Source organism: Adlercreutzia sp. ZJ138 (assembly GCF_011038935.1).
In the GTDB taxonomy this organism is placed as follows: domain Bacteria; phylum Actinomycetota; class Coriobacteriia; order Coriobacteriales; family Eggerthellaceae; genus ZJ141.
Genome location: NZ_JAAKEA010000003.1, coordinates 132409 through 157843 on the forward strand (window position 1 = coordinate 132409; position 25435 = coordinate 157843).

Annotated in this window: 30 protein-coding genes; 3 read left to right on the plus strand and 27 right to left on the minus strand. The window is 56.9% G+C overall.

Annotated elements, in window-relative coordinates:
- Window positions 1-2 precede the first annotated feature (2 nt).
- The 26 genes from G7Y43_RS02355 to G7Y43_RS02480 all read right to left on the minus strand — a co-directional run bounded on the left by G7Y43_RS02355 (window position 3) and on the right by G7Y43_RS02480 (window position 21917).
- On the minus strand, window positions 3-2300 hold the full coding sequence (locus tag G7Y43_RS02355; protein ID WP_165043662.1) for an RICIN domain-containing protein: 2298 nt from the start codon (window positions 2298-2300) through the stop codon (window positions 3-5).
- The gene (locus G7Y43_RS02360; RefSeq protein WP_165043664.1) at window positions 2293-5520 is read right to left on the minus strand and encodes a phage tail tape measure protein; all 3228 of its coding nucleotides are present in this window, start codon (window positions 5518-5520) and stop codon (window positions 2293-2295) included. The genes G7Y43_RS02355 and G7Y43_RS02360 overlap by 8 nt, the downstream gene beginning before the upstream one ends.
- A gap of 86 nt (window positions 5521-5606) precedes the next feature.
- Entirely contained in the window at window positions 5607-6194 is a 588-nt protein-coding gene (locus G7Y43_RS02365; RefSeq protein ID WP_165043667.1) for a hypothetical protein, read from the minus strand.
- Between the two features lie 9 nt (window positions 6195-6203).
- Window positions 6204-6779 carry a major tail protein gene (locus G7Y43_RS02370; protein WP_165043669.1) on the minus strand — a complete coding sequence of 192 codons (576 nt, stop codon included), beginning with the start codon at window positions 6777-6779 and terminating at the stop codon, window positions 6204-6206.
- A gap of 89 nt (window positions 6780-6868) precedes the next feature.
- On the minus strand, window positions 6869-7204 hold the full coding sequence (locus tag G7Y43_RS02375) for a hypothetical protein (RefSeq protein ID WP_165043671.1): 336 nt from the start codon (window positions 7202-7204) through the stop codon (window positions 6869-6871).
- Window positions 7197-7589 (minus strand): hypothetical protein, encoded by a 393-nt coding sequence (locus G7Y43_RS02380; protein WP_165043673.1) that lies wholly within the window; start codon window positions 7587-7589, stop codon window positions 7197-7199. The genes G7Y43_RS02375 and G7Y43_RS02380 overlap by 8 nt, the downstream gene beginning before the upstream one ends.
- Complete coding sequence (locus G7Y43_RS02385) at window positions 7582-8199, minus strand: head-tail adaptor protein (protein ID WP_165043676.1); 618 nt, start codon at window positions 8197-8199, stop codon at window positions 7582-7584. Before G7Y43_RS02385 ends, G7Y43_RS02380 begins: the two co-directional genes overlap by 8 nt.
- Window positions 8200-8208: 9 nt before the next feature.
- Entirely contained in the window at window positions 8209-8571 is a 363-nt protein-coding gene (locus G7Y43_RS02390) for a hypothetical protein (RefSeq protein WP_165043678.1), read from the minus strand.
- Window positions 8572-8670: 99 nt separating this feature from the next.
- Window positions 8671-9555: a phage major capsid protein gene (locus G7Y43_RS02395; RefSeq protein WP_165043681.1), complete on the minus strand. Its 885-nt coding sequence runs from the start codon at window positions 9553-9555 to the stop codon at window positions 8671-8673.
- A gap of 31 nt (window positions 9556-9586) precedes the next feature.
- Complete coding sequence (locus tag G7Y43_RS02400) at window positions 9587-10096, minus strand: hypothetical protein (RefSeq protein WP_165043684.1); 510 nt, start codon at window positions 10094-10096, stop codon at window positions 9587-9589.
- 164 nt (window positions 10097-10260) lie between these two features.
- Entirely contained in the window at window positions 10261-11643 is a 1383-nt protein-coding gene (locus G7Y43_RS02405) for a phage portal protein (protein WP_165043686.1), read from the minus strand.
- Complete coding sequence (locus G7Y43_RS02410; RefSeq protein ID WP_165043688.1) at window positions 11636-13144, minus strand: hypothetical protein; 1509 nt, start codon at window positions 13142-13144, stop codon at window positions 11636-11638. The genes G7Y43_RS02405 and G7Y43_RS02410 overlap by 8 nt, the downstream gene beginning before the upstream one ends.
- The gene (locus G7Y43_RS02415) at window positions 13071-13481 is read right to left on the minus strand and encodes a hypothetical protein (RefSeq protein WP_165043690.1); all 411 of its coding nucleotides are present in this window, start codon (window positions 13479-13481) and stop codon (window positions 13071-13073) included. Before G7Y43_RS02415 ends, G7Y43_RS02410 begins: the two co-directional genes overlap by 74 nt.
- Before the next feature lie 158 nt (window positions 13482-13639).
- Entirely contained in the window at window positions 13640-13969 is a 330-nt protein-coding gene (locus G7Y43_RS02420; RefSeq protein WP_165043693.1) for a hypothetical protein, read from the minus strand.
- A 135-nt stretch (window positions 13970-14104) separates the two neighbouring features.
- The gene (locus tag G7Y43_RS02425) at window positions 14105-15418 is read right to left on the minus strand and encodes a DNA methyltransferase (RefSeq protein ID WP_165043695.1); all 1314 of its coding nucleotides are present in this window, start codon (window positions 15416-15418) and stop codon (window positions 14105-14107) included.
- Between the two features lie 78 nt (window positions 15419-15496).
- Complete coding sequence (locus G7Y43_RS02430; RefSeq protein WP_165043698.1) at window positions 15497-15817, minus strand: hypothetical protein; 321 nt, start codon at window positions 15815-15817, stop codon at window positions 15497-15499.
- Between the two features lie 106 nt (window positions 15818-15923).
- Window positions 15924-16253 carry a hypothetical protein gene (locus tag G7Y43_RS02435; protein WP_165043700.1) on the minus strand — a complete coding sequence of 110 codons (330 nt, stop codon included), beginning with the start codon at window positions 16251-16253 and terminating at the stop codon, window positions 15924-15926.
- A gap of 226 nt (window positions 16254-16479) precedes the next feature.
- A complete protein-coding gene (locus tag G7Y43_RS02440; RefSeq protein ID WP_165043702.1) occupies window positions 16480-16944 on the minus strand; it encodes an RNA polymerase sigma factor in 465 nt (154 codons plus the stop codon).
- A gap of 213 nt (window positions 16945-17157) precedes the next feature.
- On the minus strand, window positions 17158-17520 hold the full coding sequence (locus G7Y43_RS02445) for a hypothetical protein (protein WP_165043705.1): 363 nt from the start codon (window positions 17518-17520) through the stop codon (window positions 17158-17160).
- 29 nt (window positions 17521-17549) lie between these two features.
- Entirely contained in the window at window positions 17550-17780 is a 231-nt protein-coding gene (locus tag G7Y43_RS02450; protein WP_165043707.1) for a hypothetical protein, read from the minus strand.
- 33 nt (window positions 17781-17813) lie between these two features.
- Entirely contained in the window at window positions 17814-18338 is a 525-nt protein-coding gene (locus tag G7Y43_RS02455; protein WP_165043709.1) for a hypothetical protein, read from the minus strand.
- A 27-nt stretch (window positions 18339-18365) separates the two neighbouring features.
- Window positions 18366-19454 (minus strand): hypothetical protein, encoded by a 1089-nt coding sequence (locus G7Y43_RS02460; protein WP_165043712.1) that lies wholly within the window; start codon window positions 19452-19454, stop codon window positions 18366-18368.
- A gap of 155 nt (window positions 19455-19609) precedes the next feature.
- Complete coding sequence (locus G7Y43_RS02465) at window positions 19610-19858, minus strand: helix-turn-helix domain-containing protein (RefSeq protein WP_165043714.1); 249 nt, start codon at window positions 19856-19858, stop codon at window positions 19610-19612.
- Window positions 19859-19892: 34 nt separating this feature from the next.
- Window positions 19893-20657 (minus strand): hypothetical protein, encoded by a 765-nt coding sequence (locus tag G7Y43_RS02470; RefSeq protein WP_165043717.1) that lies wholly within the window; start codon window positions 20655-20657, stop codon window positions 19893-19895.
- Window positions 20658-20701: 44 nt separating this feature from the next.
- A complete protein-coding gene (locus tag G7Y43_RS02475; RefSeq protein WP_165043719.1) occupies window positions 20702-21028 on the minus strand; it encodes a hypothetical protein in 327 nt (108 codons plus the stop codon).
- A 142-nt stretch (window positions 21029-21170) separates the two neighbouring features.
- Window positions 21171-21917, minus strand: coding sequence for a hypothetical protein (locus tag G7Y43_RS02480; RefSeq protein ID WP_165043722.1), 747 nt, complete (start codon window positions 21915-21917; stop codon window positions 21171-21173).
- Between the two features lie 754 nt (window positions 21918-22671).
- Between G7Y43_RS02480 and G7Y43_RS02485 the strand changes: the two genes are divergently transcribed.
- The 3 genes from G7Y43_RS02485 to G7Y43_RS02495 are packed head-to-tail and all read left to right on the plus strand — an operon-like array spanning window position 22672 to window position 24578.
- The gene (locus G7Y43_RS02485; RefSeq protein ID WP_165043724.1) at window positions 22672-23859 is read left to right on the plus strand and encodes a site-specific integrase; all 1188 of its coding nucleotides are present in this window, start codon (window positions 22672-22674) and stop codon (window positions 23857-23859) included.
- Window positions 23860-23861: 2 nt separating this feature from the next.
- Complete coding sequence (locus G7Y43_RS02490; RefSeq protein ID WP_165043727.1) at window positions 23862-24257, plus strand: hypothetical protein; 396 nt, start codon at window positions 23862-23864, stop codon at window positions 24255-24257.
- A gap of 21 nt (window positions 24258-24278) precedes the next feature.
- Entirely contained in the window at window positions 24279-24578 is a 300-nt protein-coding gene (locus G7Y43_RS02495; protein WP_165043729.1) for a hypothetical protein, read from the plus strand.
- 56 nt (window positions 24579-24634) lie between these two features.
- Here G7Y43_RS02495 and G7Y43_RS02500 read toward each other — a convergent pair whose 3' ends face one another.
- On the minus strand, window positions 24635-25012 hold the full coding sequence (locus G7Y43_RS02500) for a hypothetical protein (RefSeq protein WP_165043731.1): 378 nt from the start codon (window positions 25010-25012) through the stop codon (window positions 24635-24637).
- Between the last annotated feature and the right edge of the window lie 423 nt (window positions 25013-25435).

Consider the following 25435-nt stretch of genomic DNA (forward strand, 5'->3'; position numbering starts at 1 on the left):
TTCTATATGGTCTCTTCTATCATTGAGATGTTTATCTCGTCGTATTGGCTATGCCTGCTGATGGACACGCCGGTGACCGCCACGTTGTGAATGCCGCCGTATATGTCCCTGAATACCGCGTGCTTGCCGGTCAGTTCCTCGAAGTCCTCGACGGTCTCCGGGTCCTCGTCGTCTTTGAGGAGGATGCCGTATGCCGTCAGGTCGTTCGTGTTGGTCTTGCCGAACGAGACCGAGCTGAGCCTCCTACTGTCGAGATTGTCCGCCTGATAGTTCGCCGAACTCGTATATGAATAGGTCGGGCGCTCGTCGATGAACTTGCGGAGGTATATCGTGCCGTCGTCGGTCGTCCATGCGTAGGAGATATGCCGGAAGCGCGCCGTGGAGACATCCGTTCCCCATTGCGTGCCGTCAGCACTCCTCGCCTCCGTGTGGGTCTCGAAGTCGTCGCCGTTGGTCGGGTATAGGACTTCGAAGACGGTGTATGTCTTGCCGTTCTCCGTCCTCGTGTCGATGACCGAGCATTCGACCGTCGCATTGTTATGGAGCACCCACAGCCGTTCCTCGCCAAGGTGGGGAACATATGCGAACAGGTGAGCGCCCTGTGCTTTGAGTGTGGGCTCGACTGATACCGTGCCAGCGTCATATGTTGCTGTGATGGTGTCGTGGTATGTGCCGTCGCATGCCCGTTGCTGGTCGTATCCCGTGCGGTAGGTGATTTCGAGCTGTGCTCCGTCTGCTATGAATGACAGGCACTTGTCCCTGTCGATGACGCCTGATAGCGTCGTACCCTGTCCCGACAGCTCGACGGGCTCCCGAAGGACTTCCGTCCCGTCGCATTTGATGCTGTCGATGGTGAGGTAGGTCATGCCGTAGGGGTAGTCGGTCGTGTATTCGACGAGAATGCCGCCGGGCGTCCAGCCCGCCCGCGTGATATCCACGACGGGCTTGCGGTATATGTTTATGCTCTGCGTCAGGCTCTTCGAGTGTAGGAGGGACAGCTCTTCCGCTCCGACGCTCCGGAGCTCGATTTCTATTTGCTGGTTCTTAGCCGCCGACCATTGATACTCGTCGAGGATATCCTCCGCGTATGCCAGCACGCGCTGCCCCGTTGCCTCTATCGCCGGTATCGTCCATGAGCTCCAGGACGACCACGACCTCCAGGCAGAGGTCAGGGGGTTCATCGTGCGGGTGCGATACCTGATTTCGTAGTGGTTAGCGCCGTTGTCAGAGCACCAAGCCGCCGAGCAGCCCCATTTCAGGTATGCGTCGTCCGTCGTATAGCCGTAGGACTTCTGGGTGCCGCCCCTGCCATCGGCTATGCCGAGGGAGTGGGGGACGGGCATATGGGAGTCCTCTGCCGTCGTTGGGAGCAGGACGAAGCGCTGTGCTTGCGAGTTGTTCGCCTCGAATATCTGCAGGTTGGTTCCGATGGTCGTGCCCGCGGCGAGGACGTCCATCATGTAGGTGTTGCCGTTGCCGGAGACCATCGAGCCGAAGGATACTATCTTCCCATCCGCGCTGCCGATAGTCTGCTTACCATACTCGAGCACCCGCCAGTCTTGTGCTCGTGTGCTGTTAGCGTCCCATATTTGGACATTGGTGCCGTTCTGCGCCCGGGCGCTGTCGACATCGAGGTATCTGCCAGAGCTGATGTCTCTTATCGTGTAGATGTCCCCCGACTTCTTGCTGATGTGAAACTTCTGGGCGTTCGTACCGTTAGCAGTCCATATGCGGACATTGGTGCCGTTGTATTGCCCCGCCGCTTCTACATCAACCGCCATATCTGTTTTGAGGGAGGAGCGTATCTCGTAGAGCCCGCCGTCGTCGATTTGACCAATTGGGATAAAGTACCATTGGGAGTTAGTTCCCGTGCTCGAGGACATCCTTATGACCGAGCCGTTCGCCGTGCCTGCCGCGTATAGGTAGTATGCGCCGGTCTTCAAGGTGAAGCAGTTGTAGGTCACGCCGCCGTGGGTTGACGTCGTGCTCGTCGCGCCGACCTCCCACTTGATGTTGGTCTCGACGCCCGTCGCTCTTACATTGAGCTTGACCTCCGCCGTCGAGCTTGACGATACGGGACCGAAGCGGTTGCCGTATAGACGGGAGGTGATGATGAGCCTCCCGCCCGAGTTGCGGACCTGGAATGCCTGGGCGTTGTTGCGAAGCATGTCATATAGTTGAACCTTCGCGTTCGCTTTCAGCAGCTGCGAGCCGCTGATGTCTATGCAGCGGGGAGAGCCGGCGATGTTTGAGGCGGCATTGAGAATGTAGTATTCGCCGTCAGGTATCAAGTTAGCCACGGTTCATCCCTGCCTTTCTGCTTACCTCGACAGCAAAGTCAATTGCCGCCTGTCTCATCGCTTCGTTGTCGTTTGCTATTAGGTCGCCGTCGATGATTATTTGGAGCGTCCTGCTGTTGTCGGTGTTGCCCGCGGTCATCTGCTGGGCGACCGCCTGGGCGAACGGGCTTACATACTTCGCGTTAGTCAGCGGTATGATTGCCTCCGCTCCTGCCTCGCCGACCCAGCCGGCTCGAGTGAGCGTTGGGTGGGCGATGATGCCGCCATCAGCGTGCTTTGGAATGACTATGCCGCCAGCGGCGTTTTGAGGGACCATTATCGGTCCGAGGAATGGAGCACCAAGTCTTTGTGAGTAGAGGTCATATAGCTTCTGTATCTTTGTTTTTACATCGTCGGCGTTCGTCGTTATTTCGAGGTATTTTTGCTGGAACTGCTGTTTATCGACCTCTTGAAGCTTCTGTATCATTAGCCCGACATCGCCGTTGCATTCCTCATACATCTGCTGAAAGTTCTTTTTCGACATATCTTTCAGCACTTGCGTATTCACGCCAGCATTGATGAGCTTCTGAGCGAAGTCCTGTATAGATAGACCGCTGTTCTCGAATGCCGTTCTCGTGTCGCCCTCGAAGGCATTGAACTTCTCTGTGAGCAGCTGGGTTGCCCCTTGAAGTTGTTGCTGCTGGAGCGTGAGCTCGGCTACTTTGTCGGTGCCGTCTTTGACGGTAGTATTAGCGTTTCGAAGCCCCGCCTCCGCGTCCTTAACCGCTTGGTCGCATTTTGCGAGCTCCATCTGCGCGGTCATCAGCACGCCATAGTATCCTTCGCCGTAGAGCGCGGCGTCTTCCATGACTTGGTTCAGATACTCCTGCGCCCGCTGCTGTGCCGATTGAGCGTTGACGAGGTTCTCCTCCGCTGTTATGCGTTCCTTGATAGCGTCTTTGATTCTCTCCTGGTATATCTCTATTTCCGCTTGGGCAAGGAATGCGTTGGTGTTCGCTATGACCTCGTCAGTGTTCTTTGAGAGCGCTCCCTTCTGCTTGTCGATTATTTCCAAGGAGTCGCCCGTGATATCGTTGTATCCGCTTACTGCCAGCGTAAGCTGTGCCTGCTGCTCGGCGGTTAGCGGTATCGCCGAGTTCCCGAGCTCCCTGATGGTGTCGAGGTATGTGCCGAGCATTTCCTTGTCGACCGTGAAGTCCTTGAACGAGTTCATGAAGGTTTCGTTGGACTTTGCCTGGTTCTCCCGGAGCTCGTCTATCTTGCCTATGGTGTCGTTGATGTTTCCCTGATAGGTTTTTAGCCCGTCGCCGGCGGTGCCGAGAGCGTCCTGCGAGTTGTCGAGCTCGCCCCGGACCTGTGCCTCCATATCCCGGAAGGACATGGCGGCTTTCTCCGTCTTCTCGAGCTTGTCCTTGTAGTCCATCCACTTGCTGATAGCAAACGCTGCGACCGCTGTCGCAGCTGCGACTCCTATGCCGATTAGCCCGCCCTTCAGTCCGCCGAACGCGCTCGACATCGTTGTCGTGCCGTCCTTGACCTCGCCGAGTTTCTTCGCGAAGTCGCCGAACGCCGCCGTCGCGCTGCCTATGCCCTTAACCGCCGCGCCGCCCACCGTGCCGACTTTTCCGAGTATAGTCAGCAGCGGTCCGAGTGATGCGACCATGGCGATGTTCTTCAGGACGGTCTGCTGCTCCTCTTTCGACATATTGGAGAAGGCTTCCGCGCCGTTCTCGACGATTTCAACGAGCGGTCCCGCCGCGTCCACCGCGTCGAGGAGAGCGTCCGCCAGAGGTTCGCCAACCTGCTCTGCGACGGCGGTCACCTTGTTCTTCAATATCTCAAATTTCGAGGCGAGAGACTGGTTCCTGTTATCGACCTCCCTTTGAAGCGCCGAGTTCTCGTTCCAGCCGTCGTTAGCAGTCTTTAACGCGGTCGATACCAGGTCGGTGTTGCCCGCCAGTCTCTTTAAGATATCGCTCTGCCGGATGCCCTCGACGCCCATCGACTCCAGGGCGAGCGTCATGTTCTCAGCGCTGTCCACGCCCGACAGCAGCTCCTGGAATGCCTGCGTGGAGTTGCTTCGCCACGAAGCGGCGAACTCCTCGGATGACTTGCCGGCTATCTTGGCGAACCTCTCCAGGTTCTCGCCGCCGGTCGCCACCGCAGCGTCAATGGTTGATATCGTCGTGGAGAACGCCGTGCCGCCTGCCTCCGCTTCGATGCCGAGGGAGGACATAGCGCCAGCCCAGCCGAGGATATCGGCTTGGCTCATCTTGGTTTGAGTGCCCGCCGCCGCTATGCGCTGCGACATCGAGGAGACCTTGGACTCGGTCGTCGCCATATTATTGCCGATATTGACGATAGCCGAGCCGTAGCGTTCGATATCCCCGTGCGCCATTCTGGTGATGTTCGCGAACTGTGCCATCTCCGTGGACGCCATCTCTGCGTCCATATCGGTTGCTATGTCAAGCCCGGAAGCAACCTGCCCGAACAGCTCGAGCTCGTCGATGGTGAAGCCAAGCTGCGCGCCCAGGGCGTCGATTTCCAACATCTGTGCGGCTGATACCGCGTTGGTCTTTGAAAAGTCGATAGCCGCTTGCTTCAGCTGCGAGTATTGCTCCTCGGTTCCATCGACCGTCTTCTTCACGCTCGTGAGCCCGCTGTCGATATCGGTCGCCGCTTTAACCGTCGCCGCGCCTGCCGCCACGATGGGCATGGTCACAGCAGCGGTGAGAGCGCCACCGATGTTGGATACGCCGCCGCTTATGCCTTGAATCTTCTCTCCAGCCGCCCGCGCCTTGTCGCCCGCCGCGTCGAGCTTCTCTCCCAGCGCATTGGCTCCGCTCGCTGCGAGATGTTCCTGCCTCGTGGTCTCGGCGAGCTCGGCTTTCAGTTTGGAGAGCCCCGTCTCCGTCCGGGATATATCCGATATCAGCTGCGTCCACTGCTCGCTCGTGATGTCCTCTTTGGATACCTGCGACATCGTTTCTTTTAGGATTTCGAGCTTCTCTGTCGATGCCGCTATTTGCCGGGTCAGCAACTCCTGCTTCTTCTTCAGCAGGTCCGCGTTGGTCGGGTCGTTTTTGAGTGCTCCGTTGATTTGCCGGAGTTCCTTGTAGGTTCCTTCCGCCGCCTTGCCAGCCTGCCGGAGAGCAGAGGTCAGTTTCGTGGTGTCCGCGCCGATTTGTATGGTGAGCCCTTTGTATACGGTTGCTGCCATGCGAGCTCCTTATGTGAATAATCCGCGGGGCTCCACTCGTCATGTAGTGAGTAGAGTCCCGCGGATGCTGTTTATTGGTTAGGTTGTTAGAAGAAGAGACGGTCTATCGCCGCCTGGTCCGCCTCGACGATGGTGTCCTTATGCTCGCCGCCCGGATACTCCGCTGCGACGAGGTCCGTGTATGCGATGAAGTCCCTCATGGTCATGTGCTTGATGTCGTCGAAAGAGAACCCGAGCCGTAGGAGGGAAAGGATGTTCTTCCACTCGACCCATTCTGTTGAGTCGTGCTCGCCCGCCTTGCCCGCGCTTGTCTGTTTGTCGGCGTCTGGGCGCGGGCGCTCGTAGACCATCAGCTCCTGTTCGACCGCCGTCCATATCTGGTCGAGGGCTATCACTGCCTCTCCGATATCGTCAGGAATTTCTCCATCCTTGAAGCCGAAGTCGGCATACCATTGGTCGAAGCCGGGGGTGTTGTGGTCGTCGAATGACTTGCACATAGCCCAGCAGATGCCGAGCAGCGACGGGATATCAATCTCCTCTGCCGTCGCATACCGAAGCTGGACGAGCCTTGCGATATTGGGAAGGCTCTCCCCGAACTCCCGCTTGAATGCGAGGAGAGCATAGGGAGAGCCAGCCATACAGAGGTCCCGCCCATAGACGATGCCCCTATACATCTTTATCGCCTACTCGGTAGGGGTTGTGGGGGTCTCCGCTGCCGGGAGGACGACCGTCTTGTAGAAGTCGGCATACTCCTGGTCGCCCTCATAGCACCAGCTGGAAACGACCTTCTTGTCGATGTCAGGGAAATACTTTGGAACGACGGTCAGGTTCAGCGTGTCGGTGTCAGGCTCGACATTATCTTGGACGCCGTTAGCCGTCTTGGACGGGCGGTCGAGCATGCAGTCATAGCACCAGGTGCGGCGGTTCTTCTCATCACCCTGAATGCGGTATGCCATGGCGAAGTGTCGGGGCTTGCCGTCGGCGACCTCGACATACTTGCCTTTGCTGTCCTTATACCAGCCTTGCGCCTCGCACAGGAAGTCGTCCGGGAAGACGTCAGCGTTCACGCTGCCGGTGTAGCCGTTGTTGGTGTTGATTTCGGCAATCTTGCTGTCATCGCCGTAGACCGCCTGGGAGGAGCCCTCCGGGTCGAGCGTCAAGGACAGCCCATTGGGAAGGCTGATGGGCGTCTCGTAGCCATCCTCGGTGGCGAATGCGACGTGAAGCTCTGCGAAGCCGTACTTATAGAGGTTAGCCATTGTTATCTCCTTAAAAAGAAAAGACCCCGGGAAGGGGTCTGCTGGTTAGTTATATATTCACCGCGCCTTGCGGGCTCGGGGTGGTTGGTTTAGCGCGGGAGCGTCATCGTATAGACGCAGTACATGCAGTCATCGAAAAGGATGTCCCCGCTTCGAGAATAGGACAGGCGGCGAGCGTCGAGCACATCCTCCAAGTCGTTCATCTTGCCCCAGAACGCGAATGCGTCTTTCTGCTTGCCGTATAGCGAGAGCTCCCAGATATCCCTCTTCGCCGCTATACCGTCATCACCGGCGACATCATCAGCGTCTTGCCGGTGGTATTCGAGGTATGGCTCGTCGGGAACGATTTCATCTTCTTGCCAGGACCCGATGCAGGTCGGCATGTTCAGCTCTTCGAGGATATCGTCGAGTGTCGTGTTAGCCATCTCCGAGCCTCCTCTTCAATTCTTCCATAGCCGTTTCAGCAGCGGGAGCAATGTGGGGGAAGGCTCGTGCCCGCCCGTGACCATTGGCATTGACGTGCCCTTCTTCGAGCAGGTGGGTGAGACTTGCTTTCTTCTTATTGCCGATGGTTATCGTCAGGTCGCCGAGCGCGCTCTTGTCCGCATGCATTGAGAAGCCGCGCTGGTATTCTCCCCAGTCGTGGTATTGTCCCGCGCCCTCCGGCGTGTCGCTCCGTAGTTGCTTTTTTGCTTGTAGTCCCACCTTGCGAACCTCTTCGTTCACCGCTTCCTGTTCCTGCCTTTTGAAGTCGGTGAGTATCGCGTCGAATTCGCGGAGGAAGCCGTCATAGCTTACTTTGTTAGCCACGCCATTCACCTCTCAATATCGCGGTCTCGTTCTTCTCATCCTTGTTCTCGACGCTCGTTATGTCGTAGGTCTTGCCGTCATAGTCTACGAACAGCTCCTGCGTCTGGTAGTCGTCGAGAGCGTCCAGCCAGTCCATGACGAACACGTAGCCCGTAAGGGAATTCGTTCCGCCTTCTCCGTCTGCTTCTGCTCCTGAACTCTTGCGAGCTTGTAATATGCCTTCGTATAGCGTCACGGTCTCTTCCGTGCGCCTGCCGGTATGGTCGCGCCGGACTGTCTTGGCATATACGCGCGCGTGCTCTGCCGGGGTGCCGATAATGCGCCGGACCCTTACGGGCATATCCCACTTGCCGCGCCATCGCCTGCCGAAGACTTGCTCCGGGCGCTGGTGGTCAGGGTGTCCGATGACATCGCATTCGATGCCCCGGACGAGGACCCGCCTGCCTGTGAGGTCGTTCTCGTAGGTCATGGGGAAGTGTAGGGTGTAGTCTGCTATCGCCCCCTGGTGCTCGTCGAGGTTGCTCTGCTGCGAGCTGGTCTCGCCGACCTGGACGACGACATCGAGGACCGGCTCCGTGCCGTCCACGAATACTGTCTCTCCGTGTATCATCGACATCACCTACCACATCGGGAGGAGTCTCATGCCCCGCTTTGATATGCCGAGCAGTCTCTTGTCCTCGTCCGTGAGCCGCCATGAATATGAGCCTTTGGCACCGTAGTTGGTGGTCTCCGAATAGGTTCCGGTCGTCATAGTCTCTGATACGATGCGAGCTGATGTAGCGTGTTCCATCCGGCGCTGTGTCAGGTCGCAGCAGACTATCCGCAGGGCGTCCGCCTTCTCGTCGGCGTCGATACCGTATTGCTCGACTATCGTGTCGAGGTATATCGACGACCGCAGGAGAAGCTCTTCCGCCTGTGAGACCTCGTCTGGGTCCATCTCGCGCCACCCAGCCTCTAAATCCGTTATTTCCGCGTACATCATCGTCTCTACTCCTAAAGGGGGCTTAAAACGCGACGTGGGACCTCGTAGGGGCATTCGAGCCGCAGGAGGTCCCATCTATTCGCGCTGCTTTCGTTATTCCTATGCGCCAGCCGTCGTGTCAGTGCCGTCGGTGAGCACGACGAATGCGTCCTCGTCAGCAATGGCGAAGCCGAGCTCGGCGGTCACCTTTACGGCGAACATGCCCTGCTCGAACAGGTTCACGCCATTGACGGTCGCGGACTTGTCGATTTCGACATTGATGCCGTCGACGGTTCCATACATAGCCTTCGTCCAGTCGCCGAATACGCCGCAGATGTTAGCGTGAGTTTCATCGCCCGCGCCATAGACGCCACGAGCCACGACTGCCTTGTTGCCGAGAATCATCGGGATAGCTCCCTCGACGGTGTTGTTGATGAACAGCGGACGCTTGTTCCCATCGACAGCAGAGAGCAGGATGCCCTTCGCCTGGGGAGCGAGAGCGTAGCCGTCGCCCATGTAGCCTGCGACAGCAACAGCGGTGTCAGCGTCGACGAGCGACTGGTAAGTCTTGTCAGCGATGTTCACGCGGGTGCAGCTGGAGAGGTTGTCGAAGTTGTTGTTGGGCTTCTCGACCGTGCCGATGACCGTCTCGTCGAATTTCTTGGAAAGGGAGTAAGGAAGCCTACGAGCGAGCTCGCCATAGAGACCAGGAAGGTCGCGGCGGAACTCGTTGGAGAATACCTCGATGACAGATATCTTCGAAGCCTGGATGTGCTTCAAGGTTCCGGTGTGCTCGGAGGTAGGAGCCTTCTCCGTCTCGCCAATCCACTTTGCTTCCGGCTCGCCGGTGATTACCGGAATTGCCGTGCCGTTAGACGGCAGGGAGATTTGACGAGCCAGCTGCATGAATGCCGAAGCCTCGACGGTCTTCGCGATGATATCGCTGGACAGCTCCTCGGGGAGCTGCCCGAAGGAATCAGTGTTCAGTTCTACTTTGGTAGCCATTTTGATAGCCTTTCGTTAGTGAGTTTTGTGGTTACAGTTGCCCGTTAAAGAAGTCTTCGAAGAGCTGCCCCTTCGTCTTCTTCGTCCTGGTTTCCGCGGGCGGTTGCCCTTCGTTGAGTGAGGGCTCGGCGAACCTCTCGGCGAGCTTCGCGGCTTGCTCCGTCAGCCCGTCCTCGTCGTCCGCCGTAAGGAAGCAGCGATAGTCGCTTGGCACCTTGTGCTCGTCCGCTATGCGAGCGACGAGCTCTGCTCTTTCATCAGCCGCTTTGCGTGCCGCTATCTGGGATTCCAGCTCGGCTATACGCTCCGTTGCTTTCTGCAAGTCCGTCTTGTTCGCGTCCTCTATCTCGTCGAGCTTCTCCGCCTTCGCGCGGAGCTCGTCGTAGTCAGCGAACTTCTTCTTCTCGCGGGCGAGCCGTTCCTTGATTGCCGCGTCCAGCAGTCGTTGGTGCTCCTCCTGCGTGTAGGTCTTGCCCTGCTCCGCCTGGGGCGTTGTCTCCGCTCCAGTCGGTTCAGTCGTTGCCTGTGTCGTCTCTTCCATCTCTGCCTGCCTTTCCGCCCATCCGGGCGTAAGAAAGGGGCGCCAGCTCCGCCGCCGAATGCGCCCCGTATTCCCCGGCGATTGACCGCTCGCCGTCCTGCGTAGATATGAAAAGAGCGCCCGGAGGCGCTCGAGTCATCTATATGCTGTTGAGTCTTGTGTCGTTAGCCGACGAAGCCAGCCGGCAGCCTGTCGCCGCCCCGCTCCTTGTTCTCTTTGATTTCCGCCATGATGTCCGTTATCTGGGAATCGTTATAGCCGAGCATATGCCAGTAAGTTGGCGTGCCGGCGAACCCCTCGACGGTGGAAGCCAGCTTTTGGGCAGCATCAGCAGACGCTGCGAGAGATGGCAATGTTGGGTTCTTCCACTGAACAGAGAACGTCCTCTCGGTATCGCCGAGCAGCTCGACGGGAACCTCCTGCTGAATGCTCATGCATAGCAAGGCAAGCTTCTTTATGGTCGCCCCAGCCAAGCGGTTCAGCCTGTCGATTTTTTCAACAAGGTCATGCCGTGAAGCGTCCATCGCCTCCGCGCTCGCCGGGTTCGCCTCGGTGTAGAGCAGCGAATGAATTGGAATGCTCGCCTCCGCTGCGAACTGGTTCGCCAGCTGCCGCTCATAGTTGATGAGGGGCTGGAGGTCTTGCCCGTTCAGCTGCCCGACCGTTGGAATGTTGCCGTCCTCGTCGATAGGAGGGAGGGCGAGCCACTTGTTCAGCACTACCTTTGCGTCAGCGCCGAGCACGTCCTCGTTCGCCCCTGATATGTATTTAGTCGGGTAAGTGTATACCTCGCTCGCTACGACGAGCCGGAGGGCAGTCCTGTTCGCCTCGTCCTCGATGTCCTTGATAGCTTTGGTTATCATCGACTTGCCGAGCGGGTGCCGTTTGTCGGGGTTGTTCCTGAATGCGACTATGCATGGACGCCCCGTCCCGCATTTGATGCGCCTGGTCTTCACGGTGTCGCCCGTCGCGTCAACCTCGACGATATCCCCGCAGGGGGTATGGAAATTCACGACGGTCGGCACCAGCACATCGGTGGTCACGTCGATATCTACGATGACTATGCCGCATAGCTCGCGGTCCTGTCGATAGTCCCATAGGACGCCAGCGTGGTTAGCATCGTAGGTCGATATGACGAAGTCTGGTTCTCCGTCAGTCCCTTTCGTCGCCGTAGCGAATGCGACGCCGTGTGTCCCCAGCGAGGGGAGCGTCTCGTCATATTTCTCGATGAAATGATTCCTGTCCATCGCCTCCAGGAAGCCGCTGGGCGCGCTCCCGGAGAATTTATAGCCGTCGATGACGCTGCCGTTAACGACACGGTCGACCGCTTGCTGGGACCACATCATGAGCGGCATGTTGATTAACTTCGCCACCTCGGGCGGGATTGCTATGCCGAGGTTCTTCACCTTGAAGTTCCCGTCATAGCGTTCAGTGAGCTCGTCGTTGCGAGCAGCGACCGACCTCCATTTATCGACGCATGCGATGAGGAGCCTCGACTCGTAGTCAGTCATAAAAGGGAAGCGAATGTAGTCTGTGATATTAACCATGCGAGAACCCCTTTGGTCGTCCCGGATTTCGTTTTGTCGTGCGGACAGCCCAGTGAGCCGCAGCCAGCGATTCGACGGGAAGCTCTTCGCCCCCGCCGAAGCCGTAGCCGTCCTGTCCTATCTTTCGTTTCTTGGAGGTCATCGCCGACTTGTCCAAGCACGGGTCTTCCACATGCCTGAACTTGTTCTCGTCGATGTAGGAGTTGAGCATCGTCGCAGCCGCCACGACCTCCGCCGTGGTCATTACGGCAAGCGCTTTCTTGCTCATGCCCCGCTTGATGAGCCTGTTCTTCAAGTCCTCCGCGCCACTCTTGCCGTCGATAGCGACGAGCGCCACCTTGTCCTTCTGCCTGTATATGTCATTGACGAGCCATTCGATGCCCGTCGCCGTCTCCTTGGTTTCGTATTTGATAAGCGCGCCGTAAGCCTCGTCGCCTTTGAGCGTCGCCGTCGTGATAGCGACCGCCGAGCCGCCGGGGGCGAACTTGACGCCGATGCATAACTTGTCGAAGTCGGCGGGGATATCCTTGACGCTTGCGATACGAGTGTCCAGCCAGCCGGATTTGCTGATAGCGTCCTCCGTCGCCTTACCAGACCACCAGCCGAGCCGTTCGCGGGCGAACTTCTCCTCGCCCATCGAGTAGAGCTCCTGCTCCTCGATATAGCGAGCCGAGAGGGTGAAGCCGAGCATAGGGTTAGTCGCATACCATCTGGTCTTGTCGTAGATGTCGCCTATCTCTTCGACTCCCCATTCGTGCCAACAGGTCGAGGGGCGTGGGCTCTTGATGACGCTCCGTCTGATTTCGCTGATGACCTCGCCGGGGGCGTCCTCGTAATCCGGCGGGGTGAATGCGTATATAGTTTGGGGGTTGCCTAACTTCGCCGCCGACTGGGACGGAGCGATGTCAGCCTGCTGCCGGAAGGTCAGGTATTGCGCCTCGTCGATGATGTTCACGTCGACCGTCTTGCCGCGCGTGTTGCCCTTCGAGCGGGCAACGAACGAGCAGGAGCCGCCGTTCTTCATCTCGAGCTTGAGGTGTCCGTTAGCGTAGTTTCGACGCTTGACGAGCTTCGCGAGCTCTGGGTAAGGGAAGTCTGTATTGTTGTTTCTGGTGTCGCCGAATATTTCCATGACGATGTCAAAGACGTCGGTCATCGTATCGACAATGTGGGAAGAGAAGCGAATGGTCTCTCCATAGATAATTAAGCCGATAAGGATTCGAGCCACGAGAATTGCCTTCGACTTGCCGTTCTGTCGAGGAACTTGGAGACAGCACATCGAGTGGGCGTATAGTCCGTCATCACGCTTTGCCAGCCAGCAGAGGATAATGTCCTCCTGCCAGTCGAGCAGCACGACGCCGCAGTAAGCGTTGGCGAGCTCGAGGCATATCCTTGCCTCCTCTATGCTCGCGCCTACTGATACATTTCTAATCCTCGGGGGGCATTTCAGTGCCAGCTCGTCCAGGCTTTTTAGCGTTGAGGAAGCGGAGAGCGATGTCATATAGCGGTGCCTCCTCGTCCTCGTTGCTGCCGTCGTCATCAACAGAGACGGCGATGTCCTTGTTGTCGTTCTGCCCGAGGTATTGCTTGCCGAGCCATATCAGCATTGTCGAATTGCCGGAGAGCGCCTTCTCGAATTGTGCCTCCCGTAATGCCTGCCGTCCTGCCTCCGAGTAGACGGAGAAGGCTTCCTCGAAGGTGAGAGGGCTGTCGTCGTCCGGTTTGATTTCGTCGTGTAGGTGCTCGTCGATGAGCCTGTTGAGTGTCTTCGGTGAGATGCCGAATATCGCTGCTATGCCGTCCCGTGTCCCGAAGCGGGAGCACATACGCTTGAACATGTCGACGTCCTTCTTGGTCCAGGTCGCCGCGGGGCGTCCTCTCTTTGCGATAGGGACCACCCCCTTTTTACTCGTTGAATTCTTTTTATAGAGCGGGGAGAAAAAGACCCCCGCCGCCGGTCCCCCAAGGGGGACAGGGAGGGGGCTACCCCCACCCATCAGCACCAGAAGGAAGGAAGTTCCCTTGGCTGATAACTCTCTCTTGTCATATGGTTCTCTTCGAACCATTCGGCGAGACCATACTGTGGGAGAATCCGTCCGCTCTTCTCGCCGTTGCAGCAGCGGTGGACCAGATGGCACGGCGTATAGACTCCATATACATCGCCGCCGAGGGAAGCGGGAACCTCCTCGTCGACCTCCGTTGCGTAGTCAGTCATCGGCTCGGCGTCCGGCACGAGAGCATAGCCGCAGAGCCAGCAGGTGTCTTCGACCTGCTCCAGCCGGCGCTTCAACGCTCGCCGCTTGCTATCGCTGCCCCGGTTGCCCATGAGTCTGCTCCCTTATTTCTTCTTGTCTTTCTTCCTGTCCTGCTCGTCGTCATCATCGAAGACGCCGAGCGTCCAGAGCAGGAACAGAATGGCGGCGGCGATAGCGCAGGCGTCAGCGAAAGATATGTCCATGACCTACTCCTCTATGACCTCCGCCGTGTCGCCCGTCAGCTCCTCCCAACGCTTGATGATGACATCGCAGTAGTGGGGGTCGAGCTCCATCAGGTATGCCGTCCGCCCCATCTGCTCGGCGGCGATGAGTGTCGTGCCGCTGCCACCAAACGCGTCATAGATGACCTCGCCAGGTTTGCTGCTATTGCGTATCAGGTGCGCGAACAGCTTGACTGGTTTCATTGTCGGGTGGAGGTCATTGACCAGCGGCTTGTTGTATCGCAGGACGTCCGTCTGTATGCCGGCTTCGAGCAGGCGGTGAATCTCGGCGATGAGCTCGCCGCGGGACATCTTGTTGAGGTCTGTGTCCTCGATGATGTTAGTCTCTTTGCGCGTCGGGGCGAAGTAATGTGCCTCGCCAAGCTTCCAGCCATATATGCACTGTTCGCTCTTCGCTTGGTAATCGCACCTACCGATGACGATGTTGTTCTTTATCCAGGTGATTTCCTGTGCTCGATATAGAGATGGTGTGCTGTCTATCACGCTTGCGGTTGTGATATCGCTGCCGCCATACCAAGCATAGAACGCGCCGCCTGATTTCAGGTGTGTGTCAATCTGTATAAACACCGAGGAGAGAAACTTATGGAATGCCTCGTCGGTCATCATATCGTTCTCGATATCAACCTCGATGCGGTTGCCTCCATAGACTTTGTTTAGGTGCTCGTTCTTGTTGGAGTAGTCGCAATTATACGGCGGGTCTGTGAGAACCATGTCGGCGAGTCGTCCGGCGAAGAGTTTGTCCACATCGTCTTGTCTCGTGCTGTCGCCGCACATCAAGCGATGCTCGCCGAGTCGCCAAACCTGCCCAGGCTGTGCCGTCGTCGGCTCGTCATAGTCAGGCTCGGGAGGCGTGTCCTCGTCAACCGCTTCATAGTCCTCGAGTGTCTCGCCCACGCCGAAGCCGAACTGTTCCATGTCAAAACTGCCGAGAGCCTCGAGCTCGGCGGCGAGGATATCCTCGTCGTATCCCGTGTTGGTCGTCAGCTTGTTATGAACCAGCGTGTATGCCCGCCGAGCCTCGTCATCAAGGTGGTCGAGACGGATACAGGGAACGGTGTCAATACCAAGTTGCCGGGCGGCGAGCAGTCGTCCGTGTCCTTCGACGATGACCGTCTCTCCGTCCTCGTTAGTCCAGACAGCGATGGGGTCGTCGAAGCCGAACTCCTCGATGGAGTTGCATATCTGGTCGACCTGCCATTCCGGGTGCTCCTTCGCGTTGCCTGCGTAAGGGACGAGAGCGTCTGTCGGGATGCTTTCCACTTTGAGCTTCGGCGTCATTGTCATATGCTTCTCCTTGGAACAAAAAAGACCCGCCGTTGCCAGCGGGTCGTGTTGATGTTTGTGGTTTTGGTTTTGCTATACGAGCCAGCTCGGGAAGCCGTTTGCCTGCCGCTCGGGCTCGCGCATAGCGTCTAACCGCTCCTGTGTTGCGAGGTATGTCTTCCAGAGCTTCTGGTATGCGACGAGCGCCGGGTTCTCGCGGATGCCCGCCTGCCCGCCACCGTTGTTGTATGAGATGGCGACGCCGGTCGAGCCTATGAGCTGCTTCGCGTTGCTTATCTTGTCCTCCATGTAGATAAGCTCCTCGGCGAGGCGTGTCGCCTCCTCCTTGCGTTCTGCCGGTATGCGATACAGCAGGCGCTTGACGCGCGTGCTCTGTGTAATCTTCCGCGCCATGGTGCCTCCCGGTGTGTCGCCTATATCGTCGAGCAGATGACGGCAGCGGCGATGGAGAACCAGCAGCCGGCGAAGCATGCGATGGCGAATACTTGGTGCCTCATGCTTACCTCTCCTTAAATTTGCTGATGGTTTCCACGTTCTCGCGTTTCCATTTGAGCGCGTCGATGCGAGTCCCTTCGAAGAGGACCTCCCCAGTCGCTTTCAGCTTGTATCGCACGGTGTCGCCGTCCGCGCTGCGCTCCACCTCGTCGGGCTTGTATTTCTTCTTGGTGTCGCTGCTTGATTTCTTCGACGCGGCGCCGCCGCCCGCGCATATTAGGAGAAGCAGGAGTCCCCCGAGGAACATCAACCACGGGTTGCTGGTATCGACCGGAATGCCGCCCGGGGCGCCGACGCTTGTCAGCTGTGAGACCATTATGTCGAGTCCATTCATACTGCTTCTCCCTTCGTGTCTTGTTTGAGATAAAGAGACTTTGAGGCGATGGTTTCGTTGCGCATGACGGTTAATAGTGATGACATCACGCTGTTGAGCAGCGTGTGCCCGGAGAGTAAAAGAAGCGGCGAAAGCACCGCCTCGCCTCTTTTGACATAAGATGTCAGTTTAATGTATAGGGGAAATAGAGGCGGCAGATACTGCCACGGACCGCCAAGTTGCTGTGCTATGCCGCGCGCTCTCTGTTGATGCGATACTCCGCCGGGAGTCCCGCGTCATATAGGTTCGCCAGCCCGTCGTTGATTCGCCGGGCGGCGGTGCGCTCCGACATATAGAGTCCCGTCGCTATCTCTTTAACGGTAAGACCAAGGATGTATCTCATGCGAAGCACGGATGCCTCCTCGAAGCTTAAGCTGCTGATGAGAGTCAGCGCCGTATCGACCGCTTCCTCCGCTATTGCGGTTAGCTGGATAGCGGTGTCAAGCAGGTCATCATATTTGATTATCGCGTTGGGGATAGCGTCGGGAGAAACGCTTGTCCTCACCTTGTCCCGCGCGTAGTCGATACCAGAGACCCCGCCCGCATGCTCGACGGCGAGACGGTATTCTGTCTGCGCTTGCTCGGCGCGCTTATGGAGTCGGACGACATCGTTGAGATAGGAGCGTGCCGCGTCGGTCTTTGCGATGCGCATCTGCTCTGCGTTGCTTGCGATATGCATGTGTATCACCCCGGAAGAAAGAGAAGCGGCGGAGACACGAAAGGAAGGAAGAAACTCCGCCGCCTGTCATAAAGTTTCAGCGAATTTGAGGCGTAGAATGGAAATGGTGAAAACTTTTTTAAAATATTTTTAGCAAAAAAGAGAGCCCCGTGAGGGGGCTCTTGGTGTGTAGGCTGTTTGTCTGTGCTATGCGAGTATATCCTCGAGAGGCACCCCAGCAGCGAGAGCGTCCAGCATTGACTCCACTCCCGCTTCTATCGCCTCGGCGATGTCGATGGTGTCAGCGTAGGCGACGAGCCAGTGTATCGGCGCTTCGAGGAATACATCCCTTCCGTTGCGAAACAGTGCGGGCACCTGTGTTGCCTTCCCGCCAATTCGCGCGACGAGGTAGCGCTCGTAGACGAAGTGCTCGAAGGTGTAGGAGAGGCAGGTGCTGTATAACTTGATGATGTTGCGGTAGTTAGCCATACCGCTCTCCCGGTCAAAATATCCGAGCCCGAGCAGGACGGCGCTCTCGGCGGCTCGTGCCTCTGCGTCTGCTTGCGTCATGATGTCCTCCCGCTTTATGCGTCCCATCGCTATTCCACCTCCTCGTCCTCGACCTCGCTGATGATGACAGGGACGGACTCCGTGATGACGCCGGCGGCTTCCAGGCAGGCATTATAGGTTGCGAACGCCCGGAGGAAGGCTGTCGCATTAGTGCCGCATGTCCTGTCGACGATGACGGGGAGTTCTTGCGAGAGAGCGGCTTCCAGGTTGTCGAAGTCGGTGTAGTCGATGTCCAACTCTGTGTCTATCCGGATTTTCATTTTGGTCTCCTTCGTCTGGTGATGTTGGTGTGCTTACAGCGCGCCGAGGTCCCGGCTGATGTCTACGTCGAGGTCGCAGAATGAGAATGCTGGTGGAGTATCACGCGGTTCGGACGAATAATCGTATCCATCATCAGGGACTTGTGCTTGCTCGTAGTCCTCGGGGGATACTCCATGTTCGAGTGCCTTTTCATATGCTGTCCGTGCGTTCTTCTCGTCGCCCGCGTCGTGAAACTGGTGGAACTTGCGAGCGTAGTAGTCGCCCTTGGGCTCCCCCTCGGGTCGCCGCCCCCAGCCGCTGCCGGACTTTCCTTTGAGATAGCGCCCGCGCCCTTCGTCGATGTTCCATCGAACCGCCTCGAATATCGCCTTAAATGCGACCGACGGGAAGGTCTTGGTATCCACGAATTTTGGCTCCTTGCCGAGCGCTCCGTATTCGACGATGACGAGGGCAAGCATTGCTTTGTCGGTGGTCGACGGCAGGCTCTCGAGAGCGTTGGTGTAGGTTTCCAGCCAGGTGAATTGAGCCAGCTCTGTATTCTTCTTCATTTCTATCATTCCCTTCGTTTTTTTTTGGACGGCAAGTTAGTGGCAGTGAGGGCACTCTGGGTAGTCGTCGCTTGCGATATATCCTTTGCTGCATGACTTACAGGTGTGGAAATGCGCCTGGCGCATGGTCGGTCCGTGAAGGCGCTCCGTGATGAACATCCCTTTCGGTGTCAAAAAGACGAACGCGTCGATGGGCGTCTCTTTGTCTGCCGCGTGCCGGACGAGCGCCTGAATGAGTTCCTCGTCTCGCTCGGGGTCCGTGAAGATACCGATGTGTGTCTGTAATTGCGGGGTGTTGTTGTAGCTCCGGCAGGACCTGTCCTGCGAGATGTAAGCAAAATCTGATTCGTAGTATTGAGAGGGGAATTCCGGCAGCTCGATGCGGAGCAGTTTCTGCTTGACGGCGAGCTTGCGGTTAGACAGGTCATATGCGTCGATGTTGTACTGCCGGCAGCGCTGGACGAAAAGGGTGCGATACTTGTCAGTCCGTTCTGTTCGCGTAGCGTCGCGGCGAGCATATTGGACCATCGCCTCCGCCGGCGAGCAGAACTGGTCATCAATGTCATATGCGTGTCCGCATTTCGTACAGACGAGACGGTGTGCTGGTAGTATTTCCACTTTGCCGCATGAGGGGCACTTGTATATGCGCGCGGGAACGCCGTCCGGGTCGTCGGTGGTGGTGTCGTAGTAATACAGACGGGACGCTGTTGCGATGATAAATGCGCGCGGGTAGATGGACTTGTTGGCGCGCTTGTAGTCGTGTATGTTTCCGAGAATGCCGGCGCGGACATCGGCAGCGAGCTGCTGAACCTTGTGGTCAGCGTCAGGTCCCTTTGCTTTGATGTCGACGAGGTCGGCGATGATGTTGCCGCTCGCGTCCTTACCATAGTACATATTAAAGTCCGGCGTATAGCGCGGAGAGGATACGGGAATGGACGGGTCGTAAGCATACTCCACGGTGTCGGTGTCGTAATCGAGATGGAGTCTGCCGTGGTCGGCGAGGAACTTGCCGAATGGCGCTTCGCTCATCGAGTGGTAGTAGCCGCCCGTATGCCGGGAGAGGATGCGCGCGGGCTTGATGCGCGGATAAAAACAGGGATTGAAGAGGTCGTGAGTGTTAGCCATTTTTTATCACTCCTCGAGATGGCTAACGCTCGCTGTTATGTCATTACCTTGACTCCTGTTCTCTGTTGTTGCTTACCTTGTCTTGTGCTTACTGTGTGCGAGCTGGCTGGTAGAATCTCCGGCGCGTTTAGCCTCCTGCCGGTCAGAGGAGGTTGTTATGCTGTGATGACGCTCCTTTCTTTCGCGCCGCTCGGGGTGAATATGAACTTGGTGTAATAGCTGTTATAGAGACGGAAGAGCTTGTGAAACGCTTCGATGCTCGGGGGCGTGATACCGTTTTCATAGCGGTAGATGTCATCAGGTGTCAGTCCAGTCTTGTATGCCGCCGTGGGTATTGAGAGACCGACCGTCTTCCTTGCTTCGCGGAGGTTGCCGGCTATGGTCGCGTAGTCATTGCTGTTCATGGTTCTTCCTTCCGTGCTGCTGGTGCTGTTTGACTTACAGGCGCTCGAGTTCGAAGCGGAGGGCGTGTGCGAGCCAGCGCTCGAACTCTTCTTTGTTGCGAGCACTATCGTTCGCTGATTCGATTGCTTCGTCGAGGTCGATGTCGGTCTCGGTCCCGCGGCGGTATATATCGTTGTCGCCGGCGAGCTGCCAGTCTCCATTCTCGGTGTCGATGACGAGCGTCTTGTGTCTTCCACACGGGAAGTCGTATATCGGATAGCAGTCATCGTCGCTGCAATCTACAACCAGGTCAGTGATTTCGCTTGCGATGTCGTTGATATACTCGTCGGTGATGTTGATTCCGCTCTCCGCGGTTTCTGTCTCCTCGTCGTCCTCTGCGTAGTCGAGCTCGCGGCGGATAGCCCCGGCGAGGTCGCTGTCATCGTATGCGGCTTCCTCGTCCTGCTCGCGTGCGATGAAGTCATAAATGTCTTCCCTCCAGTCCGGGAGGTCCATATCATAGACGGCGCGGCAGATGTAGTTCGCGAGCTCGCGCTCGAGGTCTGCCGGGTCCCAGTGCTCGGCGTTCGCCGTCTCGATGGCGTCGGCGATGTTGAAATACCCCTCCGTGTCGAAGCAGTAGTCTTCGTGGTTCTCGGCGGTTCTCCACTCGCCCGAGCGCATATTGAGGATGACGGTCATCGGTGCGTCGGTCCAAGCGTGGTCGTAGATGCCGGCGCTGTGGTAGATGTCCGGCACGATGTTGCGGACGATGTCCTTGATGTATGTGCTGATGTAGATGGTGTCGTAGTTCTTCATTTTTTATTTCCTTTCGTGTGGTGCGAGGTTCCTCTTCCTCGCGCTTACATTACTTTCAGGTTTTTAAACTCGAAGCGGAGGGCGCAGGCGAGACCGTACATGAAGCTGTTTTTGTCGACAACACATTCGTTCGCCAACTCGATTGCTTCGTCGAGGTCGATGTCGATGTCGGTCTCGCTGCGGTATATATCGTTATCGCCAGCGAGCTGCCATTCGCCGCTCTCGGCGTCGATGACCAGCGTCTTATGACTTCCCCTGGGGAAGACATAGATAGGACAGTAGTCATCACCGTCGCTGCAATCTACAACCAGGTATGTGATTTTTCTTGCGATGTCGAGGATATACTCGTTGGTGATAGTAAAGTTCTTCATTTTTCTTTCCTTTCGTGTTTGCGAGGTTCCTCTTCCCCGCGCTTACATTATTAAGTTTAGGTGGATTTCGCTTGATACTTGCTTGCTTGCGATTTCCCCGACAGTTTTATTAAATATTGCCCTTGACCTGGTCTTTCTTGTTTTAGTTTTCTTTCAGGTTTTCGAGGTACTCTTCATATTTGGTTGCTGCGAAATGCCCGAGCTGGCGGCGGTTATCTATCCACCAAGCAGCACTTGACACGGTTCCCGCGTAGTCTCTAACGCGGAGCACGCGCTGTTCTGCGTCACTCAGGACGCTCTCGTAGTCAATCCCCATTGCTGTGTATAAGCATTTATTGTCGACAGTCTCTTCAAATTCTTTGATGTGGTCGGCTACCTCCGTTTTAACGTAGTCTCTCCGGATATCCTCCGCCCACGCGATTTGCTTCTCGCTGCCTTCGAGCTCCGGCAAGTGATAGTCTCCGCTGTCAATCAGCTCAGCCTCGCGCTTTATTAGGTCAGCAGTGTCTCCTTTGCCATCGTTCTCGAGAGCGCTATAGATGGACTCTTTTTTGTCCTTTGCGACTGCCGCGCGCTCGTCGTCCGTCATCGTCGCCTGCTTATAGATGCTGCTGAAACCACGGTCGCGTCCATCAATCCATGCCCTGGCGCTGGTGATGGCGATGGCTTTGTCAGCGTTGCTGTCGCTTACCATTCCGCGGCGAATGTCGCGTGCCCACGCGATTTGCTTCTCGCTGCCCTCGAGCTCCGGCAGGTGATGACGAGCTTCGAAGCAGTCCAGGCACTCGCAGGACTCCTCCTGCTTGATGATGTACTCGCGCTTGCTGCCAGGTCCGTAGAGTTCGATGGTCTCCGTACATCCGCAGGTGTGTGTGATTTCGTACTTCATGGTTCCGTTCCTTTCGTGTGGTGCGAGGTTCCTTCCTCCTCGCGCTTACATTATTAAGTTTCGGCGAATTTTGGTAATAACCGGCATACCTGAAAAATCCCCGACAAAAATAATTTTTATAGGGTTTGACCTGGGCTTTCTTGTTTAAGGTTTCTTTCAGGTTTCTTTCGGGGTAGTGTTTGGACACTGTTTATCACCGGCACCTCCTCGACCGTCGGGGCTGTGATGTGCTCGACTACGAGATGACGAGACTGATGTATATGTCCCGCCCGCGCCTGGTGCTCGCGGACCGGTGGAGCGCCGGCAGTGGAGAAGGTGCGGTCGGGCGTATATTGTGTTATCTATGATGGAAATAATTCCATCGACTCGGGGCTCTCGTCAGTATGTTGCCGGAGGCGGAGAATAGCGACGGCTGTGTGCTTGCTAATACATCTACTTCTTCCTCTCGCCAGCCCAAAAAATCGAGCTACATATACGCGCGGGCAGGATGGAGAGAGGCGGGTGTGATGTTGTTTCTGGTTTCGGTTTCCTTTCTTTTCTTTTCGGATAATCCGTCCTTTGAAACGGGGATAAAGGGGGTTTATAAAGGGGTTTAAAAGGGTTTATTAAAGGGGTTTACCTTGTAGGTTGATTAAAGGTATTTATGCCCGCGCGGTATCGCCGCCGGCGAGTTTATTGCTGTCGAATGCTTGCTTAATGTATTACATTGGTATATAATAGATGCAAAAGGAAGCAATGTCAAATAGGAGTGAGCATGGCGACGATATCACCGACCGAGAAAGGCAAGTCCAGGAGCAAGTGTAGGAAATGGCGCATTTTTGTGTCCTGCGGGACCGACGAGTATGGTCGGCGCATACAGCGCAGCAAGCGTGTAAGGGATATGACCTACTCGGAGGCGAAGGAGGAGGCAGTCCGCTTTGAGTGCGAATGTCTTGGCATCAGCAAGCGGGACACGACTTTCGCTGACTATGCAAGGAATTACCTCGAGCGCCGACGACCGCTGCTGAAGGAGAGCACCTATGATAACCGCCGGAGCGTTGTGGCGACCCTCGTCAAAATCTTCGGCGAGTCCGTCAAAATGAGCGGCATGACGAGTGAGCTTATTGAGTCAAAAATGAACGAGTTGCTGGTGAAGGGAGTCCGGGCGAACACCGGGCACAAACCTTGTAAAGCGTCCTATGTGGCGAGCTTATACACCTACCTGTCGTCCATAATGATGGACGCTGTGCGTGCTGGTGTTATCACCCGCTCGCCGCTGGACGGTATCAAGCGCCCCAGCGGCAAAATCGAGAAGCGGGAGGCTCCCTCGATGAAGCAGCTCGCGGACCTGGTCGACGAGATGGATGTCTCTAACGCGCACGAGATGGCCATCGTCTTGCAGTGCCTGCTGGGTGTCCGTCGAGGGGAAGCGTTGGCGCTCCGCTGGCAGGATATCGACTTCGACGAGAGCATTATCCATATCCGACATAATTTGGCTATGAATTGTGTGCTAACCTCTCCGAAGACGGAGAGCAGCCGCCGGGACCTGCCTATGCCGGCGACCCTCGCGGAGAAGCTGCGAGAGCGCCAGAAGGTTGTCAGGAAGGGGCTCCGCCGCGCCGTGCGGGGTGGAATGCTGGACGAGATGCCGCCGCTGGGTGATGTGTTTGTCTGTTGCGACGAAATGGGGCGCCCGGTGGGTCCCGGCTCGCAGACCTGCTGGTGGGCTAACCATCGAGACCGCTTTGGGATGGAGGGCTACACGGAGCACGACCTGCGGCACGGATATTTGACGGCGCTCGCTCGCTCTGGCGTCCACCCGTCGGTCGCCCAGGCGCTCGCGGGGCACCAGACGAGCGCCATCACGATGGAGATATATACGAGTGTTGATATGTCAGCGAAGGCGAGCGGCGCGGAGGTCTTCGACGGCGCGTTGGGCGAGCTGTTGAGCGGAGAGGAGTAAGCATGCCGAACTGGTGCTGGAATCAGGTGGAGGTTAGGACGCGGGATGAAGCGGAGTTTGTCAAGGAGTTCTTGGAGGCTCGGCTCGACCGCCCGCAGGTGCAGGGTATTGGTGGGTCGGACGGCAAGTGGAACTACACGGTGGAGACCAGATGGAATATCGCGGAGGACGAGATACAGGAGCTTGTGGAGCAGCGTACCGACTTGGAGTTTGTGATGTATTTCAGCGATGACGGGTCGGGCACGGTCGGCAGCATATACGCGCCGGGCGACGGGACTGCTTGGATTGTCGCGGAGTATGAACCGGACTTTGGCGATGATGACGCCGCTCGGGATGCTTGGTGGGCAGACGATGAGCGGGATGCGAGGAGGAGCAGCAGGCGAGAGCGCTTTGTGTAGCGACGATAAGGAGAGGACGAAATGATAAGCATCAAGATTTACATAAATGCGAGCGGCAGGGAGTGCGACATAAGCCCGGCTGATTGCGATTACTTTGAGCAGTCGTTTGACGATGTCGTCGGGTTGGTTAGTTTTATAGACGAGCAGACGGCGGAGCCGATGCGTACTGTCGAGCATTTGAGCATATCGGTTGATGGCGGGGAGATGATAGACGCGTACGACATATGCGAGTGCTGGGACGGTCCCGGCATTGACGAGTGGGAATTCACGGAGCAAACGGTGACCGAGCTTATCGAGGACTACCGGAAGCGGGTTTCGTAGCGTTTGCTATCCATTATTGTGATGACCGGCGAGCCGTTGGTGCTCGCCGGTTTTGTTTATGCGTTCTGCTCGTAGGCACTGATGATGCCCTCGAGCTCGTCCGTCAAGATGTTCTCGTCCTCGGCAACCTCGCGGAGATAGTCTGGGTCCCAGGTGTCCTCGTCCTGGACCGTGGAGAATTGGCTGTCGTAAGCGGCGTCCCAGCGGCAGAAGTCCCAGCCGTCCGCGCCTGTTGCTTTGAGAGCGGCGGCGACGCTCGTCCCGCTGCCAACTTCTTCGCCGGCGAATGTGAGGACGGTGTAGGTGCCGTCGTCGGAGGTGATGTATACCTCGCGCTCGCCGGTGCTCGTGAAGAGCTGCCCGTCGGCGATTCCTTTCTCCGGCTCGCTGAAGACCAGGTGCATTGCTTGGTAGGGGACATAGGGGGTTGTCATTTTGGGACCTGCTTCCCGTCGTTTTTGATGGTATTATATTAGTACCTGTGCTTACTGGTCGAGTATGTCATCAGGTTTCTTTGATAGTGTCAAACGAGGGATGGAGCGAGCAGTGTCTTTCTGCAACCGATTTGCATCCTCCTCGGGCATTTATTCCTGCTTTGACCTGGGATTATATTGCTGCTATGTTATCGAGTGGGAATAGGCGAACACTCATCTGTGAGCTTCTCACCCGATTTACTCCCGAGACGTCGGCTTTTCTCGTTCACGAAGGTGACTAAAATCTGCAAGCCACCGGTAAAATATATCATTTTGAGTAAGCCCTCCGAAAGCCCGGAGTGCTTACGTTTTCCCAGGTAGGATGCCTAGAGCACTGCTTTTTCCCGCCAGAATAATGTTTCTGGAACAGCTGACGTGCGACAG

Bases quoted from the DNA above. Each gene is read 5' to 3' on its own strand.
- G7Y43_RS02365 (WP_165043667.1), bottom strand. From the start codon at position 6,194: ATGTATAGGGGCATCGTCTATGGGCGGGACCTCTGTATGGCTGGCTCT.
- G7Y43_RS02440 (WP_165043702.1), bottom strand. From the start codon at position 16,944: ATGCGCATCGCAAAGACCGACGCGGCACGCTCCTATCTCAACGATGTC.
- G7Y43_RS02370 (WP_165043669.1), bottom strand. From the start codon at position 6,779: ATGGCTAACCTCTATAAGTACGGCTTCGCAGAGCTTCACGTCGCATTC.
- G7Y43_RS02375 (WP_165043671.1), bottom strand. From the start codon at position 7,204: ATGGCTAACACGACACTCGACGATATCCTCGAAGAGCTGAACATGCCG.
- G7Y43_RS02400 (WP_165043684.1), bottom strand. From the start codon at position 10,096: ATGGAAGAGACGACACAGGCAACGACTGAACCGACTGGAGCGGAGACA.
- G7Y43_RS02445 (WP_165043705.1), bottom strand. From the start codon at position 17,520: ATGACGCAAGCAGACGCAGAGGCACGAGCCGCCGAGAGCGCCGTCCTG.
- G7Y43_RS02485 (WP_165043724.1), top strand. From the start codon at position 22,672: ATGGCGACGATATCACCGACCGAGAAAGGCAAGTCCAGGAGCAAGTGT.
- G7Y43_RS02430 (WP_165043698.1), bottom strand. From the start codon at position 15,817: ATGGCGCGGAAGATTACACAGAGCACGCGCGTCAAGCGCCTGCTGTAT.
- G7Y43_RS02500 (WP_165043731.1), bottom strand. From the start codon at position 25,012: ATGACAACCCCCTATGTCCCCTACCAAGCAATGCACCTGGTCTTCAGC.
- G7Y43_RS02490 (WP_165043727.1), top strand. From the start codon at position 23,862: ATGCCGAACTGGTGCTGGAATCAGGTGGAGGTTAGGACGCGGGATGAA.
- G7Y43_RS02470 (WP_165043717.1), bottom strand. From the start codon at position 20,657: ATGAAGAACTACGACACCATCTACATCAGCACATACATCAAGGACATC.
- G7Y43_RS02410 (WP_165043688.1), bottom strand. From the start codon at position 13,144: ATGACATCGCTCTCCGCTTCCTCAACGCTAAAAAGCCTGGACGAGCTG.
- G7Y43_RS02435 (WP_165043700.1), bottom strand. From the start codon at position 16,253: ATGAATGGACTCGACATAATGGTCTCACAGCTGACAAGCGTCGGCGCC.
- G7Y43_RS02395 (WP_165043681.1), bottom strand. From the start codon at position 9,555: ATGGCTACCAAAGTAGAACTGAACACTGATTCCTTCGGGCAGCTCCCC.
- G7Y43_RS02460 (WP_165043712.1), bottom strand. From the start codon at position 19,454: ATGGCTAACACTCACGACCTCTTCAATCCCTGTTTTTATCCGCGCATC.
- G7Y43_RS02390 (WP_165043678.1), bottom strand. From the start codon at position 8,571: ATGATGTACGCGGAAATAACGGATTTAGAGGCTGGGTGGCGCGAGATG.
- G7Y43_RS02415 (WP_165043690.1), bottom strand. From the start codon at position 13,481: ATGTTCAAGCGTATGTGCTCCCGCTTCGGGACACGGGACGGCATAGCA.
- G7Y43_RS02450 (WP_165043707.1), bottom strand. From the start codon at position 17,780: ATGAAAATCCGGATAGACACAGAGTTGGACATCGACTACACCGACTTC.
- G7Y43_RS02405 (WP_165043686.1), bottom strand. From the start codon at position 11,643: ATGGTTAATATCACAGACTACATTCGCTTCCCTTTTATGACTGACTAC.
- G7Y43_RS02480 (WP_165043722.1), bottom strand. From the start codon at position 21,917: ATGAAGTACGAAATCACACACACCTGCGGATGTACGGAGACCATCGAA.
- G7Y43_RS02360 (WP_165043664.1), bottom strand. From the start codon at position 5,520: ATGGCAGCAACCGTATACAAAGGGCTCACCATACAAATCGGCGCGGAC.
- G7Y43_RS02425 (WP_165043695.1), bottom strand. From the start codon at position 15,418: ATGACGCCGAAGCTCAAAGTGGAAAGCATCCCGACAGACGCTCTCGTC.
- G7Y43_RS02385 (WP_165043676.1), bottom strand. From the start codon at position 8,199: ATGATACACGGAGAGACAGTATTCGTGGACGGCACGGAGCCGGTCCTC.
- G7Y43_RS02465 (WP_165043714.1), bottom strand. From the start codon at position 19,858: ATGAACAGCAATGACTACGCGACCATAGCCGGCAACCTCCGCGAAGCA.
- G7Y43_RS02495 (WP_165043729.1), top strand. From the start codon at position 24,279: ATGATAAGCATCAAGATTTACATAAATGCGAGCGGCAGGGAGTGCGAC.
- G7Y43_RS02455 (WP_165043709.1), bottom strand. From the start codon at position 18,338: ATGATAGAAATGAAGAAGAATACAGAGCTGGCTCAATTCACCTGGCTG.
- G7Y43_RS02475 (WP_165043719.1), bottom strand. From the start codon at position 21,028: ATGAAGAACTTTACTATCACCAACGAGTATATCCTCGACATCGCAAGA.
- G7Y43_RS02420 (WP_165043693.1), bottom strand. From the start codon at position 13,969: ATGGGCAACCGGGGCAGCGATAGCAAGCGGCGAGCGTTGAAGCGCCGG.